Below are 14,556 nucleotides of genomic sequence, written 5' to 3' on the forward strand. Positions count from 1 at the left end.
CTCCATATTGTCCTATGAGCTTCACACCCTGACGTTACCATCAACGCATGTCATAGTAGGATTATCCCAAATGGAAAGGACAGCGTTTCCGCAATTCATGGTTTAACTTTCTTGTCGCACTCTTCCACTCAGTATAAGTCATATCGAGGATTTTCTTCCTCATATCATCTGAATCATGTCTTTCAATTTTATAGGAAGGCTTACTAAACTCAATCGTTTTCCTCTTCCCTACAAGATGATGGCTTAACCCCCTTGCCTTGAGTAACAGGACAGCACTCCATGTTGAATTCTTTTTCCTGTACTCAACCTTGCCGTTCATAACAGAATTAAACTCTTCAGTAACTTTCCTTACTCCCATAGGTCTATGAGATGCCAACAAATCAGAAAAAGAAAAGAAAAGAAAAAATGATGTTCGATAAGGTTCAAAGAACCTTATCAGTTTTCAGTTCAAATTTAGTCTCTGGTTCGTTACCATATAGACAACACTTTCACAGATGTTACATGCGTGGTCTGCAATGCGTTCCAGATACCTGAGAACAAATATCAGATCCACAGCATTTGGAATAAGCGTCGCATCATCTATCATCATTTTAACCAGCTTTTCCCATGTGGAATAAAATAATTTGTCAACATTATCATCCTCTGCTGCAGTCACTTTTGCAAGTTCGGCATCTGCTTCCGAATATGCTTTGATAGAATTACTGAGCATATTCTGGGTGATAGATGCAATGGTAGTTATTTCAGATAATGGAATGGCATGTTCTCCTTCGATCTTCTTGACGATCTCTGCAATATTGACCGCAAAATCACTCATTCTCTCAAGGTCTATTGCGATCTTGTACGAGGCTGTGATCAGGCGGAGGTCACCGGCCATTGGCTGCTGAAGGGCTAACAGGTGTGCTGTAGACTTTTCAACGTTATACTCGTAATTATCAACGGCTGTATCCATTTCAATGACCTTTTCTGAGAGCTCAATATCAAGGGTTTCCAGGGCCTGTATTGAATTGGCCAGCATTTCCCCGGATACCTTCCCCATCTCTTCTATCTCTGATTTTAAGTAATCAAGCCTTTCAATGTATCTTTCTCTCACCATAAGATCACCCGAACCTTCCTGTAATATAATCCTCTGTACTCTTTACCTGTGGATTCTCAAATATATTCTTTGTTTTCCCAAACTCGATCAGTTCCCCGAGAAGGAAAAAGGCAGTATGGTCAGAAATACGAGCTGCCTGTTGCATATTGTGTGTTACGATCACAATAGTGTAATCTTTTTTAAGCTCAAGGATAAGGTCCTCTATCTTGGAAGTGGATATGGGGTCAAGAGCACTGCATGGTTCGTCGAACAGGATTATTTCAGGTTTGACAGCAAGTGTTCTTGCAATGCACAATCTTTGCTGTTGTCCCCCACTAAGTGAAAATGCCTGGTCTCCAAGTCTTTCCTGAACCTCTCCCATAAGGGCAGCATCTTCGAGTGCCTTGTGTACCCTTTCATTGGTCTCATATTTTGAACAGCCATGTATCTTCGGACCATATGCAATATTATCATAGATGGACATGGGGAAAGGGTTTGGCTTCTGGAAGACCATTCCGACCTTTTTCCTCAGGTCAACGACATCTACATCCTTTTCATAGATGTTCTCATCATCAACAAGTACCTCCCCCTCTATCCTGCATGATTTTACCAGGTCGTTCATGCGGTTCAGGCATCTGAGGAATGTTGATTTTCCACAGCCTGAAGGACCTATCAATGCAGTAACGCTTTTCTCCGGTATGTCAAGTGAAATGTCTTTAAGTGCGTGTTTTTCACCGTACCAGAGATTGAGATCTTTAATATTGATATTCGTATTAATTTCATTTTTAGACATAAGATCATCCTTGAATTCTCTTTTACCTGTTCAATTTGTTCCGGTAATGTCTTCTTATTACTACTGCAATGCTGTTCATGAAAACAACTATCAAGAGCAGTATCAGTGCTGTTCCATATTGGATCGGACGTGTCTGTGTGATACTTGTACCTGAGGTCGCCAGCACGAAAAGGTGGTAAGGTAATGCCATGAACTGGGAGAAGACCGAATCCGGTATTCTTGGTAAGAAGTATGCGGCTCCTGTAAGCAGGATGGGTGCTGTTTCACCTGCAACCCTGCCGATGCTCAGGATTATACCTGTCATCATTCCGGGAATTGCTGCAGGAAGTATGACCTTTCTTGTGGTCTGCCATTTGGTGACACCCAGTGCTAGGGAAGCTTCCCTGTATTCCTGTGGTACTGTCATCAATGCTTCTTTGCTCGCACGAATGATCACGGGCAAAATGAGCAAAGCCAATGTCAAAGAAGCCGACAGGAGAGAAGCTCCAAATCCGAAGTATTTGACGAACAATGCCAGTCCGAAAAGACCGAACACCACTGATGGTGTACCTGCAAGATTATTGATCGCCATCTCAATGGCCCAGGAAACACGTCCCGGAGTTGAATATTCATTCAGGTAAACTGCCGAGAGTATGCCAAGAGGGATTGCGAAGGCCATTGAAAGTCCGATCAGCATGAGACTTCCCACAATTGCCGGATAAATGCCTCCTTCGGTCATTCTTTTCATTGGCATCTGGGTTATGAAATCAAGGCTGAGCACGCTGTAGCCGTTGACAACAATGTAGATCACAAGGATGGATACGAAAGCGAGCACCAGTGCCATACAGAGCTTTAGTGTGGCAAATGCCAGCTTCTCGGATATCTTAGGTGTAAAAAACATCAAACCCCCTCCTGAAGCCTGTATTTCTTCTTAACGCTGTCAGCGATAAGATTGATGATGAACGTTATTAGGAAAAGCACAGATCCGACTGCGAACAGCGCATGGAAATGTTCACTTCCCTGCGGAACTTCTCCCATTTCAAGTGCAATGGTCGCGGTCATGGTCCTTACGGGATCGAAAAGCCCTTCGGGAATTCCGGGTATGATAGCGGTATTTCCAGTTACCATCATGACGGTCATGGTCTCTCCGATCGCCCTTCCGATACCAAGCATAACGGCTGCGGAAATACCTGACAATGCTGCCGGCAATACTACCCTGTAAATGGTCTGCCACTTGGTACTTCCAAGGGCAAGGGAACCTTCCTTGAGTGCAGCGGGCACTGAATTTATAGCATCCTCTGATACTGATATGATAGTCGGTAGCGCCATCATTCCAAGCATGATAGAACCGGCCAGTGCGGTCTGCCCTGTGGGGAGATCTAACAGGTCCTGTAGCAATGGAACTACTATTACAAGGCCGAAGAAACCATAAACAACTGAAGGTATGCCTGCGAGGATCTCTACAAATGGTTTGATCAGCTGTGCCACTTTAGGGTCTGCAAGTTCTGATATATATACCGCGGAAGCAATGCCAAGAGGTACTGAGAGAAGGATGGCTCCAGCTGTTACGATCAGTGATCCTGTTAATAGCGGCAATAATCCGAATTTTGCCGGTGATGATGATGGATACCAGGAAGTTTCGGTTATGAAAGAAATGATGGAATAATCACCGAACAAAAGGAATCCTTCCCTGAAAAGGAAAAAACAAAGAAGGAAGAGAGCTACAACTGTAACTCCACTTACCACTAAGAGTGTGGATTCAATTGCTTTTTCCTTCTTTTTTCTATGCAACATAAGTCATCCCTGATCCTTAAGCATTTTAAAAAAGATCAAGCAGGGAAGTATCCTACTTCAAAGATTGTTTCTGTTCCGGTCTCACTTGAGACGAACTCGATGAACTCAAGTGCAAGGCCGGTTGGTTCACCGTCGGTGTAGAAGTAAAGTGGTCTTGCAAGTGGATATGCACCTGAGAGGATGTTCTCGGATGTTGGTTGTTCAGCACCGTTACCATTGTCTACTGCAAGTGCCTTTACGGTCTCGTCAAGGTAAGCAACACCGACATAGCCGATAGCGTTCTTGTTCTGTGATACGGTCTGGGTGATCGCTCCTGTTGATGGATTGATAAGTGCATCAGCCCTGTATTCATTGCCTTCCATTACTTCGTCCTTGAAGTATTCGTATGTACCGGAACTGCTGTCACGTGAGAGGACGACTATTTCACGGTCTTCGCCACCAACTTCATTCCAGTTGGAGATGTCTCCTACATAGATCGCTTTGAGCTGTTCGAATGTCAGATCAGATACAGGGTTTTCCGGGTTTACTACAACAGAGATACCATCCCATGCAATTGTCTGCTGTATAGGATCGACACCATTTGCCTGTGCATTCTCGATCTCTGATCCTTTCATTGCTCTTGATGCCATTGCGATGTCCACTTCGCCATCAATGAGTGCTGCGATACCGACACCTGACCCCCCTCCGATGATGGATATTGTGCTTTCAGGGTTCTCGATCATGAATTCCTCGGCTTCTGCCTGTGCAAGCGGAAGAACTGTATCCGATCCCTTGATAATAATTGACTGCATTTCTTCACTACCGGAATTGGTAGTATCGTTACCCACACACCCTGCTCCGAAAAGAGCAAGTGAAGTGATCAGCAGAAGCGTGATCACATATGATATTGATTTTCTGGACATTGGTTTTTTCACCTTATTGAACTAAAGTGGTTTTTGTTTTCAGATCTGAATTCTAATGTACCGACCTGTAAGGAAGGAAATAAGGCGAATTGTATATAGTATTTCTCTGTATATTCTATATTTCAATATATAATGCTCAATATATTCTATATTGATATATACTCTATATATTTTAGAAAATTTAATCGAATCGTTCAGTCTTTACTTGTACAAGAATAGGGTAACGCCGAAAGCTAAAACAACAAAGAACAGTTTTATAATACATAAAAAAGTAAATCCCAACGTTGACTTCATCATGATCTAAAATTCATAATTTTCAAAAGGAGCTCCGATCTATGACTGATATCCTTATTAAGAACACAAAGGTCTTCTACAACAACTTTTTGCAGCCAGGAGAAGTATTGATCAACAATGGAAAGATCGAGCGTATTGCAAAGGATATCACCGGAGCTGACCCGGACCTTCTGATCGATGCCAGGGGAGCACTGACGATACCTGCCGGAATAGATGCACATGTGCATTTCAGGGAACCAGGTATGATAAAGAAGGAAGACTGGCACACTGGTTCATGCTCGGCAGCAGCAGGCGGAATTACTACTGTTATAGAGCATCCGAATACCATACCTCCGACTGTTGATAAATCCTCTTTTAAGGAAAAGCTGAAACTGGCAAATCGCAAGTCTGTAATTGATTTTGGTATCAATGGCGGTGTAACGCAGAACCTTGAATCCCTTTCATTGCTCTGGGAGCTTGGAGTGACATCATTTGGCGAGATCTTCATGGCAGAATCCACTGGTGGGCTGAACATAAACGAAGAGGATTTCTCGCAGGCACTCGGGATCATTAAAGAGCTTGATGCGGTGGCCTGCATTCATGCCGAAGATGAGAACATCCGCCTGGAAAATGAAAAACTGCTTAAGAATGACCTTTCCCCGTCATCACATTCACGAATACGTTCAAACCTCTGTGAAGGATATGCTGTCGAGAAAGCACTTGAAGTAATTGCAGAAAAGGGTACAAGATCACACTTCTGTCATATCAGCACACTTGAGGCGCTGGGGCTTATCCGTAAGGAAAAATATGTTGCAGCAGCAGAGAACCGTGAGCATACTGTTACCTGTGAAGTCGCCCCGCACCATCTGTTCTTATCTACAAGGGACTGGGACAAGCTGGGAACTTTTGGAAAGATGAACCCGCCACTGCGTGACCGCAGAAACGTGAAAGCGCTTATGAACGCGGTCAATGATGGAACTGTGAATGCTATAGCTTCAGACCATGCACCACATTCTGAATTCGATAAGGACCTTGATATCAGGAGTGCACCATCAGGTGTTCCGGGAGTCGAGACGCTTATGCCGCTCATGCTCATGGCGGTCAAGAAGAACATTCTTCCGATCGGCAGGATGATCGAGGTCACAAGCAGGAACCCTGCGCATATATTTGGCCTTGATACACACCACTCAAAGGGAGTTTTTGCGGAAGGGTATGATGCAGACCTGATCATTGTTGATACACGCAGTGCAACTCCTATTAAAGCTGACAAGCTTCACAGTAAAGCCGGCTGGACTCCATTTGAAGGCATGGATGCCATCTTCCCGATGACCACGATCGCCAGGGGTGAAGTTGTCTGGGAAAATGAGGTCATTGCTGAAAAAGGACGTGGCAAGTTCCTTGAAGGACGTGGCTACCCTAAAGAAGAGCAATGATGGACATAATATTCATATCTGTGGACACATGAAGTAAGCCTTAAATATATAGTCTTCAATCTACGTTTATGGCAAGAAACAAGTTCCCTGTTCACACAACATTAAGTTCTGACGCTATTAAGATACTTGAAAGGTATGAGAAGGAACTTGGAGCCAAGAACCTTGTACTTGAAAAGGCGCTGATGTCCCTTGATAGTAGCAAGTTCAAATCCAAGATCGATACGAACAATATCGAGAAGGCTATCAAAAGGGTCAATACTGGTGTTGTCGGGCTTGATGACATGCTTGAAGGCGGTATTCCTGAAGGATTTACAGTTGTTGTGACAGGTCCTCCGGGAACAGGTAAAACTACCCTTTGCATGCAGTTTTTGATGGAAGGCATCAAGAACGATGAGAAATGCCTCTTTTTCTCCTTTGAAGAAAGGATACAGCAATTAATTCAGCATTTCATGCGATTTGGCTGGGATATTGGCAAGCATATCGACGATGGCTACCTTGAGGTGTTCGGCATGTCCATGTTGTCATTTGAGGATATTGGTGAGATCATAGAGGCGTATAAGCCACGACGGATCGTTTTCGATTCCCTGAACATGTTCACTGATCCTGCTGAGTTCAGGAAATCCCTGGAATGGCGTACATTGCATAAGATGCTTAAAACAAAAAATATCACTTCTTTCCTTGTAACTGAAAAAGAGTTCGGAATTGAGACCAAGTCATATGACACATATGATTTCCTTGGGGATGGGATAATCTTCCTTGATAAGATGCAGGCAAATGAGGTCGAAGCAAATCTGACCCCTGTTATGGCTGTCCAGAAAATGAGAGCTACCCGCGTGGATGCTTCCCCGCAGCCGTTCAGGTTCACAGATAAGGGTATCTCAAAGTACAGGACCGTAAACCTTACAGCCAGAAAGCTTCAGGAGAGGATGAACATGCATCATAATTCTTCTTCAAACGAACCAGGATATTAATGCTGCAACTATTGCTGTCACATATACTGCTTTAAAGCTTCCAACCCCGCCAAGGTTGATAAAAGCACTTCCTTTATTCTCTTTATCGAACATCAGTAGCCCTGTGATATTTCCAAGAAGGATACCACCAATACCTGATACGAATACAACGGTAGCTGCATTCTCCGGTGCAAAGATCAATGCGAAAGGCACTGCTATGAGTCCGATGTAATCCGGCATCACAATGCCAATGCCGTTGACAAAATCAGAGAGAAGTGTTGCAGCTACTATCATGATCAACATGATCTCAAGCCCTACAAAGTCAGGCTGGAAGACGATCAGGAACAGCATTACAGCAAAAGGAATTATGAAGCCCCCAACGTTGAGGGTAATGACCGTATTAAATGCCAGCTTCATGCTGGATGAGATATCTTTTACCAGAGGTACTGAGTAGACCTCTTCCAATGTTGCTGCATCCCTTTGAAGATCCTGTGTTTTCTTTGTTCTGATCGTACTGACAGGGAGCTCAATATTAGCACCAAGAAGCATGAGAACCAGTATGATGAAAAGCGGATAAGAAGATATTATCCCTAACGAAAGCTCCTGCTGATAACACAGGACCGCCATAGGCAAAAGCATGAATCCAAAGATCAAAAACATGCGAATCTCTGATTTATTGATATATCCTCTCATTGTTCTCATTAACAAGAGCACGGTTTTAGTTATTAAATATTTCTAAAGGATATTCAATTAAAAGGCAAAAAAACATATCTATGAGCCAGATCAATATTCCCTCTTAAAAGCAGGAAGATCATAATGAAAGAACAATTGATGAAAGAACTAACGTGGTTTGCTGTTCTTTTGATTGCATTTTTGGGTTTACTGACGATCTTGTCACAAGAAAATGGCGGGATGGATATCTGGTCTTACGTCATAGTAACAACTGCTTTTACAGTTGTCTGGTTCATTAAGAGTTATTTTTTCAAAAGGTTTGGATAACTGGTAAATGTTAGTTTCTGCCACGAGATGGATCAGAACTAATACGGTCTTGTTTATGATCCTCAAGACTGCTTAATCCAAAAATAGATTTAAAATTTAATTCAAAAATAGATCGTGCGATCATGATAGAAATATTCTATCTAACCGCACATTTCACTTTGATCTTTAAAATATATTATTGTTCACATCCACTTAGTATTTTTTAGGTGGTCTGTGGCTCTGGAAGCATTCCCTGCAGTATACCGGTCTGTTTGGGTCCGGTACGAAAGGTACTTCTGTTTCCTGACCGCAGTCAGCACATTTAGCTTTGTGCATCTCTCTTGGTCCGTTGTTGAAACCTCTTGTTTCCATTTGTTTTCCTCCCTTTATATTTTATACCAATTCAATCCAAAAAGAGCCGCACTTGGGAATCTATTATTCTTGGGAGGTCTTGATGAACTAGTTGACTAATGCCACTCATGGTCTGACCAGATATATCACTGTTGGTTTTCAGTTAGCTGAAAATGATGGTAAGGCAGTAAAACCTTTAGATGCTTTTCAAATGATCCTCAAAAGGGCGTTTATGAACCATTTATTGATCATGTATCTGGGGAGATCAAGGGATGATCTCGGTATTTCAAACCGTTAAGCAGGCTCAGGTATTTGTTGATGTGTTAATTATAACTTAGTTTGTGCAAATTTGCTTAATTTGCTTTATATAACTGGATACAAACCTTATTAAAGATAGAGGACATTATGCTCAATAAGTTTTTTTAAAGGTTTATGATAATTGGTAATGATTTATTTTCATTTTGTGAATGGATGACAAATGTTCATTCATTTTATTATATTTGTTATGGGAGCTATAATGTCCGATAAACCAAAATGTGCTTTTTACGGTGAAACTAATGATGTTCATGCTTTGATCGGTTGTGTTATTAGAGCATTAGATAAGGCTGATATGAATAAAGAGAAACTTGAATACATCAGGAAGATCAATCGTGATGGAAATATGTTCGATTCAGCTATTAAAACTTCAAGTAATTATGTGGAATTTGTTGAAATTGAATAAATTCAAATATTTATTTTCAAGATACTCATTGCCCCGATTTATGCACAAGGTCCACAAATAATCCCTCTAAATTCCCCTTTCCGAAATTTAATAGAACGAAACTTCTCACAAATAACGTTTCGTTTTTGAGATCAGGAAGTCCGATATTATATGAATTTCCATTGACAGACACATCCCTGCTGTGGCTGCTAGAATGAATCTTAAAGGTACCTTGTGCAGCTCAACACCCATAAGCAGCAGCAATACGACCACTATCAATGCAAGGTTAATCACAATGGACAGGGGTCCGATGACAGGATTATGGGAAAATCCCCTGTGTTTGAATATAACCTTGTAGGGCCACCAGAGGATCTTGAACATCTTCCATCTTTTGTAGGGTTTACTTTCAATATCAAGGTCCGGGCTAAGGAAGAACGTTGCAAATAGATAGGATATAGAAAAGACCGATATCCTGTAAATATCCAGATATCTGACAGCCATCTCATTTTCCTTCCATATCGTAAGATAGGAAAGGCCCACCAGTACAACTATCAGCACTGCAATGTTTATCTTGTCATGTGTTTTTGCGTCTGGCATTGTTCATTCGTTTCCTTGATTTGAATTTTGGTCTTTAATGATGTGGGTGATATTATATCTTCGCATCATGATACTGTTTTCATATCAGGAAACAAAAATGTTATCTGGCAAACATGACTTTAGTTCAGGTGAAAGCCCGATTTAAAAAAGGGCTTCTGTGTTTACAGTAACCCCATCCAAAGTAAAATGGCGGCAAATACTCCGATCAGAATCAAGAAAACCAATATAAAAAGAATGTAATCTGCACGATCTGCTTTTTTGAATGGTATCTCAGCTGCATTCATTTTTTTTGAGGTAGTGTAAGCATCATAAACTCCATATATACATATTATTAGTCCCGGGATAAGAAAAGTAACCCATCCAACAACAACACCTACTAATATTCCAATTCCTTTTCTAAGTTCACCGTTGTAAACTTGTCCTAAACCACTGAATAAAAGGGATAAAACAGCTGCTAATCCAGGATCTTTGGGAGATTGTGGCGTTAGATATCGTGTGCCAGTGGGAACTCCACATTTTGGGCACATTGCAGCTTTTTCATCAATCTCTGCTCCACAATTTGAACAAAACGTCATTGGCTTTCCCATTAGTAAATCTCGCACAGTTCAATAACTTCTACTATTGAATAGAAACTATTTATAATGTTTGTTTTTAAGAATCACACTATAGCGATCTTATTCACTGTACAGATTTGAGAAGGTATTTTGAAAAAAGAAGGGGATCTTTTTACATATCCCTGTTATCAATGACCCTCTTGCTCTTCTTCTCACTGCGGGGAAGCTCTCCCATTCCGACGCATTCCACATCTACACTGACACCTATAAAGTCCCTGAAGGCTTTATTCAGTGCTTTTGCAGCCCCTGAATTTATTCCAGGGTCATCTGCACCATCGATCTCGACCCTGAAGAGCATTGAATCCCTGCCCTGGTTTCTTTCAAGAACTATCTGGTATTCGCTGCTGACGCCTTCGACCCTCTGTATGACATCCTCGATCTGGCCGGGATAGACGTTGACACCTTTGATCTTTATCCTGTCATCGGTACGTCCCAGCAGGCGGTCTATGCGAGGGAAGGGGCAGCCACATTTGCAGGGTTCGGGGATGATGCGTGTAAGGTCCCTTGTCCTGTAGCGTATAAGGGGTGCGCCTTCCTTTGTAAGAGTTGTTATGACAAGCTCCCCAAGGGTTCCATCGGGCAACCTCTCTTCTGTGACAGGGTCTATGATCTCAAAGAACAGGTGGTCTGACCAGTAGTGAAGACCATCATGCATGGAGCAATCTATAGCAATACCGGGTCCGTATATCTCGGTGAGACCGAAGATGTCAAAGCTCTCGATCCTGAGCTCATCCTCGATACGGGACCTCATCTTAGGACTCCAGCGCTCGGAACCTATGATTCCGACCTTCAGGTTGATATTGTCCCTCAAACCCCTTTTGTTGATCTCCTCTGCAAGGAGGAGGGCGTAGGATGAGGTGCTTGCAAGTGCTGTGGACTTGAGGTCGAGCAGCATCTGCAACTGTTTTTCTGTATTTCCCGGTCCTGTTGGAACTGCCATTGCCCCGAGAAGCTCGGCACCTGCCTGAAAACCTATGCCTGCGGTCCAAAGTCCGTATCCGGGTGTGATCTGTATCCTGTCATTTCTGGTAAGACCTGCCATCTGGTAGCAGCGCATCATCATGTTTGCCCATACATCAACATCCCTCTGTGTATATGGGATAATGACAGGACTGCCGGTTGTGCCTGATGACGAATGTATCCTTATGATATCCTCATCCGGGACAGCCTGAAGACCCAGGGGGTAAGCATCCCGCAATTCCTCTTTAGTGGTAAACGGAAGCCTTGCAATATCTTCCAGGGTTTTGATAGAATCGACATCTATCCCAGCGTCTTCGAACTTCCTCTGATAGAAGGAGCTTCCCAATGCAACCCTTTTGAGAAGCTGTTTGAGCTTGGCAGTTTGTTCCTCCTCGCATAGCCGGGAACGTTCTTCCTCATTGTCAGAAGTGTTTTCCTTTAGATCATTATTCACACAAACATTGCACATTCGCATCATCTCTGGAAGATCAGACATCCAGTGTCTGTTGTTCAGGGTCCTTTATACCTGAGACCCTTTCGAGGGACATGTCAAAGGCCCTCCTGTTCACATCCCTGTACTTTTCCGGCACCATCTTCTCAAGCACATTCCACAGATCCCCGGAGGAGAATGGAAGGAGATCGGCACCTGCAGCTGCTGCCAGCATGGCAACGTTTGCTGCCTTGTAGGTCCCTGCCTGCTTTGCAAGTTGTGTGAAATCGACAGATATGATATCCCGACAGTTCCCCTTCAGGAATTCGAGGACCTGATCTGGATCGTATTCAGCACATCCATTTATAGCAGAGGGCATTACAGCATGCTCATTTACAACAATACTGCCATTCATGCCCAGGAAATAAATGTTCCTTGCAGCCTCCGCAGGCTCAAGCCCTATTATGAGGTCGGCATTTCCGGATGGGATCAGTGAACCGCAGACCTCATCCCCGATCCTGATATGACTGGTAACCGACCCTTCCCTCTGGGCCATGCCGATGGTCTCGGCGGTGGTTACATGGAAACCAGCATCGATAGCAGCCGTTGCAAGCAGACGGGATGCAAGCACAACACCCTGTCCGCCCACACCCGCGATAAGAATATCGAATTTCATTGTAATCCCTCCTTCAGAACAATAGCATCCGATGGACAGACCTGTGCACACAAACTGCAACCGGTGCAGTTGTCCTGTATGACCGGTAGCCCGGAAGAGGTCGAGAATATGGCAGGGCATCCAAGCTGAGAGACACAGAGCATGCAACCGGTACATTTTCCTTCATCAACCACATATTGCTCCTTTCCTTTTGTGATCCCCACACATCTTCCTTTGAACACGACAGCAGAAGGACCTTCGAACTCCATGGCCTTCTTTGCCGTATCTATGCATTCGCCAAGGTCATTGACCTCTATGGTCTCGACAAGATCCACCCCGCAGCTTCTGAGGACATCGGCTATATCAATGACCTTTGTGGAAACGCCTGTGGCTGTCAGACCAATACCCGGATGGGGTTGATGACCTGTCATGGCTGTGGTCCGGTTGTCAAGAACCGCCACAGTGATGTCAGCATTGTTGTATACTGCACTTATCACAGCGGCAACCCCGGAATGGAAAAAGGTAGAGTCGCCGATAAATGCCACCTGTTTTGCCTTCTGACCTCCTTGATACTGATGTGCATGGGACAGGCCTGCTGCTATACTGATCCCTGCCCCCATGCAAAGACATGTGTCCACCATATTGAGTGGGCTGGCATTTCCAAGGGTATAACAGCCGATATCCCCTGAGAATATGGAATCTATGCCTTTTTCTGCCCTCAATTTCCCGGCTGCCTTTTTGAATGCGTAGAAGACCGTCCTGTGCATGCAGCCTGCACATAATGTGGGAGGCCTTACGGGAAGTGGAGGTACATTATCCTTATCGATCACAGGCGATGAATGGTACAGGAAAGAAACGTCTGTATTGATATCTTTAAGTGAGCTGTTCACCCCATCGATAACGACATCGACGTTATATTCTCCGCTTACAGGGAAATGGCCGTTTTTCTTTCCATGTACGTTCACATCGAGATGATGCCTGCCTATCAATTGCAGGAACTGCTCCTCAAGGTATGGGTCAAGTTCCTCGATCACGATCAGGTCTGTGATATTGCTGAGGAATTCAAGGGCTGCCTTTTCAGGGAAAGGATGAACGGTTGCGACCTTGAAAAGGGAGAAGGTTTCAGAGCTATCCCTTATAGCCTCCTTTGCGTACAGATGGGAAACACCCGAGGCCGCAATGCCGATCTTGCTGTTTCCTTTTGATATCGAGTTAAAAGAGTTCTCTTTGAAGTACTCAGAAAAATGATCTGAAAGCCTGACCTGAAGCTCTTCAAGCCAGGGATGCCTTTGGGCTGTCAGTTTCGGGAATATGACCCACTTTGGATCCTTTACAAAGCCTTCGATGTCACGGAATGCTGGGTCTATGTCCTCGATCATTACATCAGCACAGCCATGGGACACACGCGTTGTGGTCCTGAGTATCACAGGGATCTCCATCTCATGTGATAGTTTGAAGGCCAACTTTGCCATGTCATAAGCCTCCTGAGGTGTGGAGGGGTCTAGGACAGGAATATTTGAAAAGTGACCAAAGGCCCTTGTATCCTGTTCGGTCTGGGAGGAATGGGGGCCGGGGTCATCGGAGACAAGGATCACAAGCGAACCCTTTACTCCTATGTAGGAAAGGCTCATGAGGGGGTCTGATGCCACGTTCAGTCCCACCTGCTTCATGGTGACCATGGCATTGGCACCCGAGTAGGCGGCGCCAGCTGCTGTTTCAAGTGCCACTTTCTCGTTGGTCGCCCATTCGGCATATATGCCATATTTGTTCGCATTGGAGATGATGGTCTCCATCACCTCGGTCGAAGGTGTACCCGGATAACCGCTTGCTATCTGAACGCCGGCTTTCATCGCTCCAAAAGCGATCGCTTCGTTGCCCATTAATATACGTTTACTGGTCAATATCGTTCCTCTTGAATGGTGATAGGTATGGAAAGAAAATAATTCAGCAGATCCACATATTGGAGCTGAAACATTGCATATATTTATACATTGATGCGAGCATATGCACTTCTTTGATGAAATATAAATGTTTTGTTTTGAAAATTTATTTTTTAAGACGTATGAGCGTCATGA

Annotated in this window: 16 protein-coding genes; 3 read left to right on the forward strand and 13 right to left on the reverse strand. The window is 43.8% G+C overall.

Annotated elements, in window-relative coordinates:
* Positions 1–61 precede the first annotated feature (61 nt).
* The 6 genes from E7X56_RS10985 to E7X56_RS11010 all read right to left on the reverse strand — a co-directional run bounded on the left by E7X56_RS10985 (position 62) and on the right by E7X56_RS11010 (position 4,540).
* Entirely contained in the window at positions 62–358 is a 297-nt protein-coding gene (locus E7X56_RS10985) for a hypothetical protein (RefSeq protein ID WP_244603503.1), read from the reverse strand.
* 84 nt (positions 359–442) lie between these two features.
* Complete coding sequence (gene phoU / locus E7X56_RS10990; protein WP_135606794.1) at positions 443–1,093, reverse strand: phosphate signaling complex protein PhoU; 651 nt, start codon at positions 1,091–1,093, stop codon at positions 443–445.
* A 4-nt stretch (positions 1,094–1,097) separates the two neighbouring features.
* Entirely contained in the window at positions 1,098–1,865 is a 768-nt protein-coding gene (pstB, locus tag E7X56_RS10995; RefSeq protein WP_135606795.1) for a phosphate ABC transporter ATP-binding protein PstB, read from the reverse strand.
* Between the two features lie 22 nt (positions 1,866–1,887).
* A complete protein-coding gene (gene pstA / locus E7X56_RS11000) occupies positions 1,888–2,745 on the reverse strand; it encodes a phosphate ABC transporter permease PstA (protein ID WP_135606796.1) in 858 nt (285 codons plus the stop codon).
* Positions 2,745–3,638, reverse strand: a complete 894-nt coding sequence (pstC, locus tag E7X56_RS11005; RefSeq protein ID WP_135606797.1) for a phosphate ABC transporter permease subunit PstC — start codon at positions 3,636–3,638, stop codon at positions 2,745–2,747. Before pstC ends, pstA begins: the two co-directional genes overlap by 1 nt.
* A 35-nt stretch (positions 3,639–3,673) precedes the next feature.
* Positions 3,674–4,540 carry a PstS family phosphate ABC transporter substrate-binding protein gene (locus tag E7X56_RS11010; RefSeq protein WP_135606798.1) on the reverse strand — a complete coding sequence of 289 codons (867 nt, stop codon included), beginning with the start codon at positions 4,538–4,540 and terminating at the stop codon, positions 3,674–3,676.
* Positions 4,541–4,875: 335 nt separating this feature from the next.
* Between E7X56_RS11010 and E7X56_RS11015 the strand changes: the two genes are divergently transcribed.
* Together E7X56_RS11015 and E7X56_RS11020 are read left to right on the forward strand one after the other, a co-directional pair.
* Positions 4,876–6,246, forward strand: a complete 1,371-nt coding sequence (locus tag E7X56_RS11015) for a dihydroorotase (RefSeq protein ID WP_135606799.1) — start codon at positions 4,876–4,878, stop codon at positions 6,244–6,246.
* Positions 6,247–6,314: 68 nt separating this feature from the next.
* Entirely contained in the window at positions 6,315–7,217 is a 903-nt protein-coding gene (locus tag E7X56_RS11020) for an ATPase domain-containing protein (RefSeq protein WP_135606800.1), read from the forward strand.
* Here the strand turns inward: E7X56_RS11020 and E7X56_RS11025 are convergent.
* On the reverse strand, positions 7,197–7,898 hold the full coding sequence (locus E7X56_RS11025) for a DUF1614 domain-containing protein (RefSeq protein WP_244603504.1): 702 nt from the start codon (positions 7,896–7,898) through the stop codon (positions 7,197–7,199). The genes E7X56_RS11020 and E7X56_RS11025 overlap by 21 nt on opposite strands.
* 489 nt (positions 7,899–8,387) lie before the next feature.
* Positions 8,388–8,546, reverse strand: coding sequence for a CxxC-x17-CxxC domain-containing protein (locus E7X56_RS11030; RefSeq protein ID WP_135606801.1), 159 nt, complete (start codon positions 8,544–8,546; stop codon positions 8,388–8,390).
* A 496-nt stretch (positions 8,547–9,042) separates the two neighbouring features.
* On the opposite strand from E7X56_RS11030, the gene E7X56_RS11035 reads away from it, so the two are divergent.
* Positions 9,043–9,246 (forward strand): hypothetical protein, encoded by a 204-nt coding sequence (locus E7X56_RS11035; protein ID WP_135606802.1) that lies wholly within the window; start codon positions 9,043–9,045, stop codon positions 9,244–9,246.
* Between the two features lie 105 nt (positions 9,247–9,351).
* Here the strand turns inward: E7X56_RS11035 and E7X56_RS11040 are convergent, their stop codons facing one another.
* The 5 genes from E7X56_RS11040 to iorA form a co-directional block, all read right to left on the reverse strand.
* Positions 9,352–9,822, reverse strand: coding sequence for a metal-binding protein (locus tag E7X56_RS11040; protein ID WP_135606803.1), 471 nt, complete (start codon positions 9,820–9,822; stop codon positions 9,352–9,354).
* A gap of 161 nt (positions 9,823–9,983) precedes the next feature.
* The gene (locus tag E7X56_RS11045) at positions 9,984–10,409 is read right to left on the reverse strand and encodes a zinc ribbon domain-containing protein (RefSeq protein ID WP_244603505.1); all 426 of its coding nucleotides are present in this window, start codon (positions 10,407–10,409) and stop codon (positions 9,984–9,986) included.
* Between the two features lie 139 nt (positions 10,410–10,548).
* Positions 10,549–11,892, reverse strand: a complete 1,344-nt coding sequence (locus tag E7X56_RS11050; protein ID WP_244603506.1) for a phenylacetate--CoA ligase family protein — start codon at positions 11,890–11,892, stop codon at positions 10,549–10,551.
* Entirely contained in the window at positions 11,885–12,502 is a 618-nt protein-coding gene (locus E7X56_RS11055; protein WP_135606804.1) for an indolepyruvate oxidoreductase subunit beta, read from the reverse strand. The genes E7X56_RS11050 and E7X56_RS11055 overlap by 8 nt, the downstream gene beginning before the upstream one ends.
* Complete coding sequence (gene iorA, locus E7X56_RS11060; RefSeq protein ID WP_135606805.1) at positions 12,499–14,382, reverse strand: indolepyruvate ferredoxin oxidoreductase subunit alpha; 1,884 nt, start codon at positions 14,380–14,382, stop codon at positions 12,499–12,501. Before iorA ends, E7X56_RS11055 begins: the two co-directional genes overlap by 4 nt.
* Positions 14,383–14,556 lie beyond the last annotated feature (174 nt).

The sequence above is a fragment of the Methanococcoides sp. NM1 genome (genome assembly GCF_900774285.1).
Classification (GTDB): Archaea; Halobacteriota; Methanosarcinia; order Methanosarcinales; family Methanosarcinaceae; genus Methanococcoides; species Methanococcoides vulcani.

Excerpts from the sequence above, each read along its gene's own strand:
- E7X56_RS11025 (WP_244603504.1), bottom strand. The coding sequence starts at position 7,898 with ATGAGAACAATGAGAGGATATATCAATAAATCAGAGATTCGCATGTTT.
- E7X56_RS11030 (WP_135606801.1), bottom strand. The coding sequence starts at position 8,546 with ATGGAAACAAGAGGTTTCAACAACGGACCAAGAGAGATGCACAAAGCT.
- E7X56_RS11015 (WP_135606799.1), top strand. The coding sequence starts at position 4,876 with ATGACTGATATCCTTATTAAGAACACAAAGGTCTTCTACAACAACTTT.
- phoU (WP_135606794.1), bottom strand. The coding sequence starts at position 1,093 with ATGGTGAGAGAAAGATACATTGAAAGGCTTGATTACTTAAAATCAGAG.
- E7X56_RS11045 (WP_244603505.1), bottom strand. The coding sequence starts at position 10,409 with ATGGGAAAGCCAATGACGTTTTGTTCAAATTGTGGAGCAGAGATTGAT.
- pstA (WP_135606796.1), bottom strand. The coding sequence starts at position 2,745 with ATGTTTTTTACACCTAAGATATCCGAGAAGCTGGCATTTGCCACACTA.
- E7X56_RS11010 (WP_135606798.1), bottom strand. The coding sequence starts at position 4,540 with ATGTCCAGAAAATCAATATCATATGTGATCACGCTTCTGCTGATCACT.
- E7X56_RS11020 (WP_135606800.1), top strand. The coding sequence starts at position 6,315 with ATGGCAAGAAACAAGTTCCCTGTTCACACAACATTAAGTTCTGACGCT.
- E7X56_RS11035 (WP_135606802.1), top strand. The coding sequence starts at position 9,043 with ATGTCCGATAAACCAAAATGTGCTTTTTACGGTGAAACTAATGATGTT.
- pstC (WP_135606797.1), bottom strand. The coding sequence starts at position 3,638 with ATGTTGCATAGAAAAAAGAAGGAAAAAGCAATTGAATCCACACTCTTA.
- E7X56_RS10985 (WP_244603503.1), bottom strand. The coding sequence starts at position 358 with ATGGGAGTAAGGAAAGTTACTGAAGAGTTTAATTCTGTTATGAACGGC.
- pstB (WP_135606795.1), bottom strand. The coding sequence starts at position 1,865 with ATGTCTAAAAATGAAATTAATACGAATATCAATATTAAAGATCTCAAT.
- E7X56_RS11050 (WP_244603506.1), bottom strand. The coding sequence starts at position 11,892 with ATGTCTGATCTTCCAGAGATGATGCGAATGTGCAATGTTTGTGTGAAT.
- E7X56_RS11040 (WP_135606803.1), bottom strand. The coding sequence starts at position 9,822 with ATGCCAGACGCAAAAACACATGACAAGATAAACATTGCAGTGCTGATA.
- E7X56_RS11055 (WP_135606804.1), bottom strand. The coding sequence starts at position 12,502 with ATGAAATTCGATATTCTTATCGCGGGTGTGGGCGGACAGGGTGTTGTG.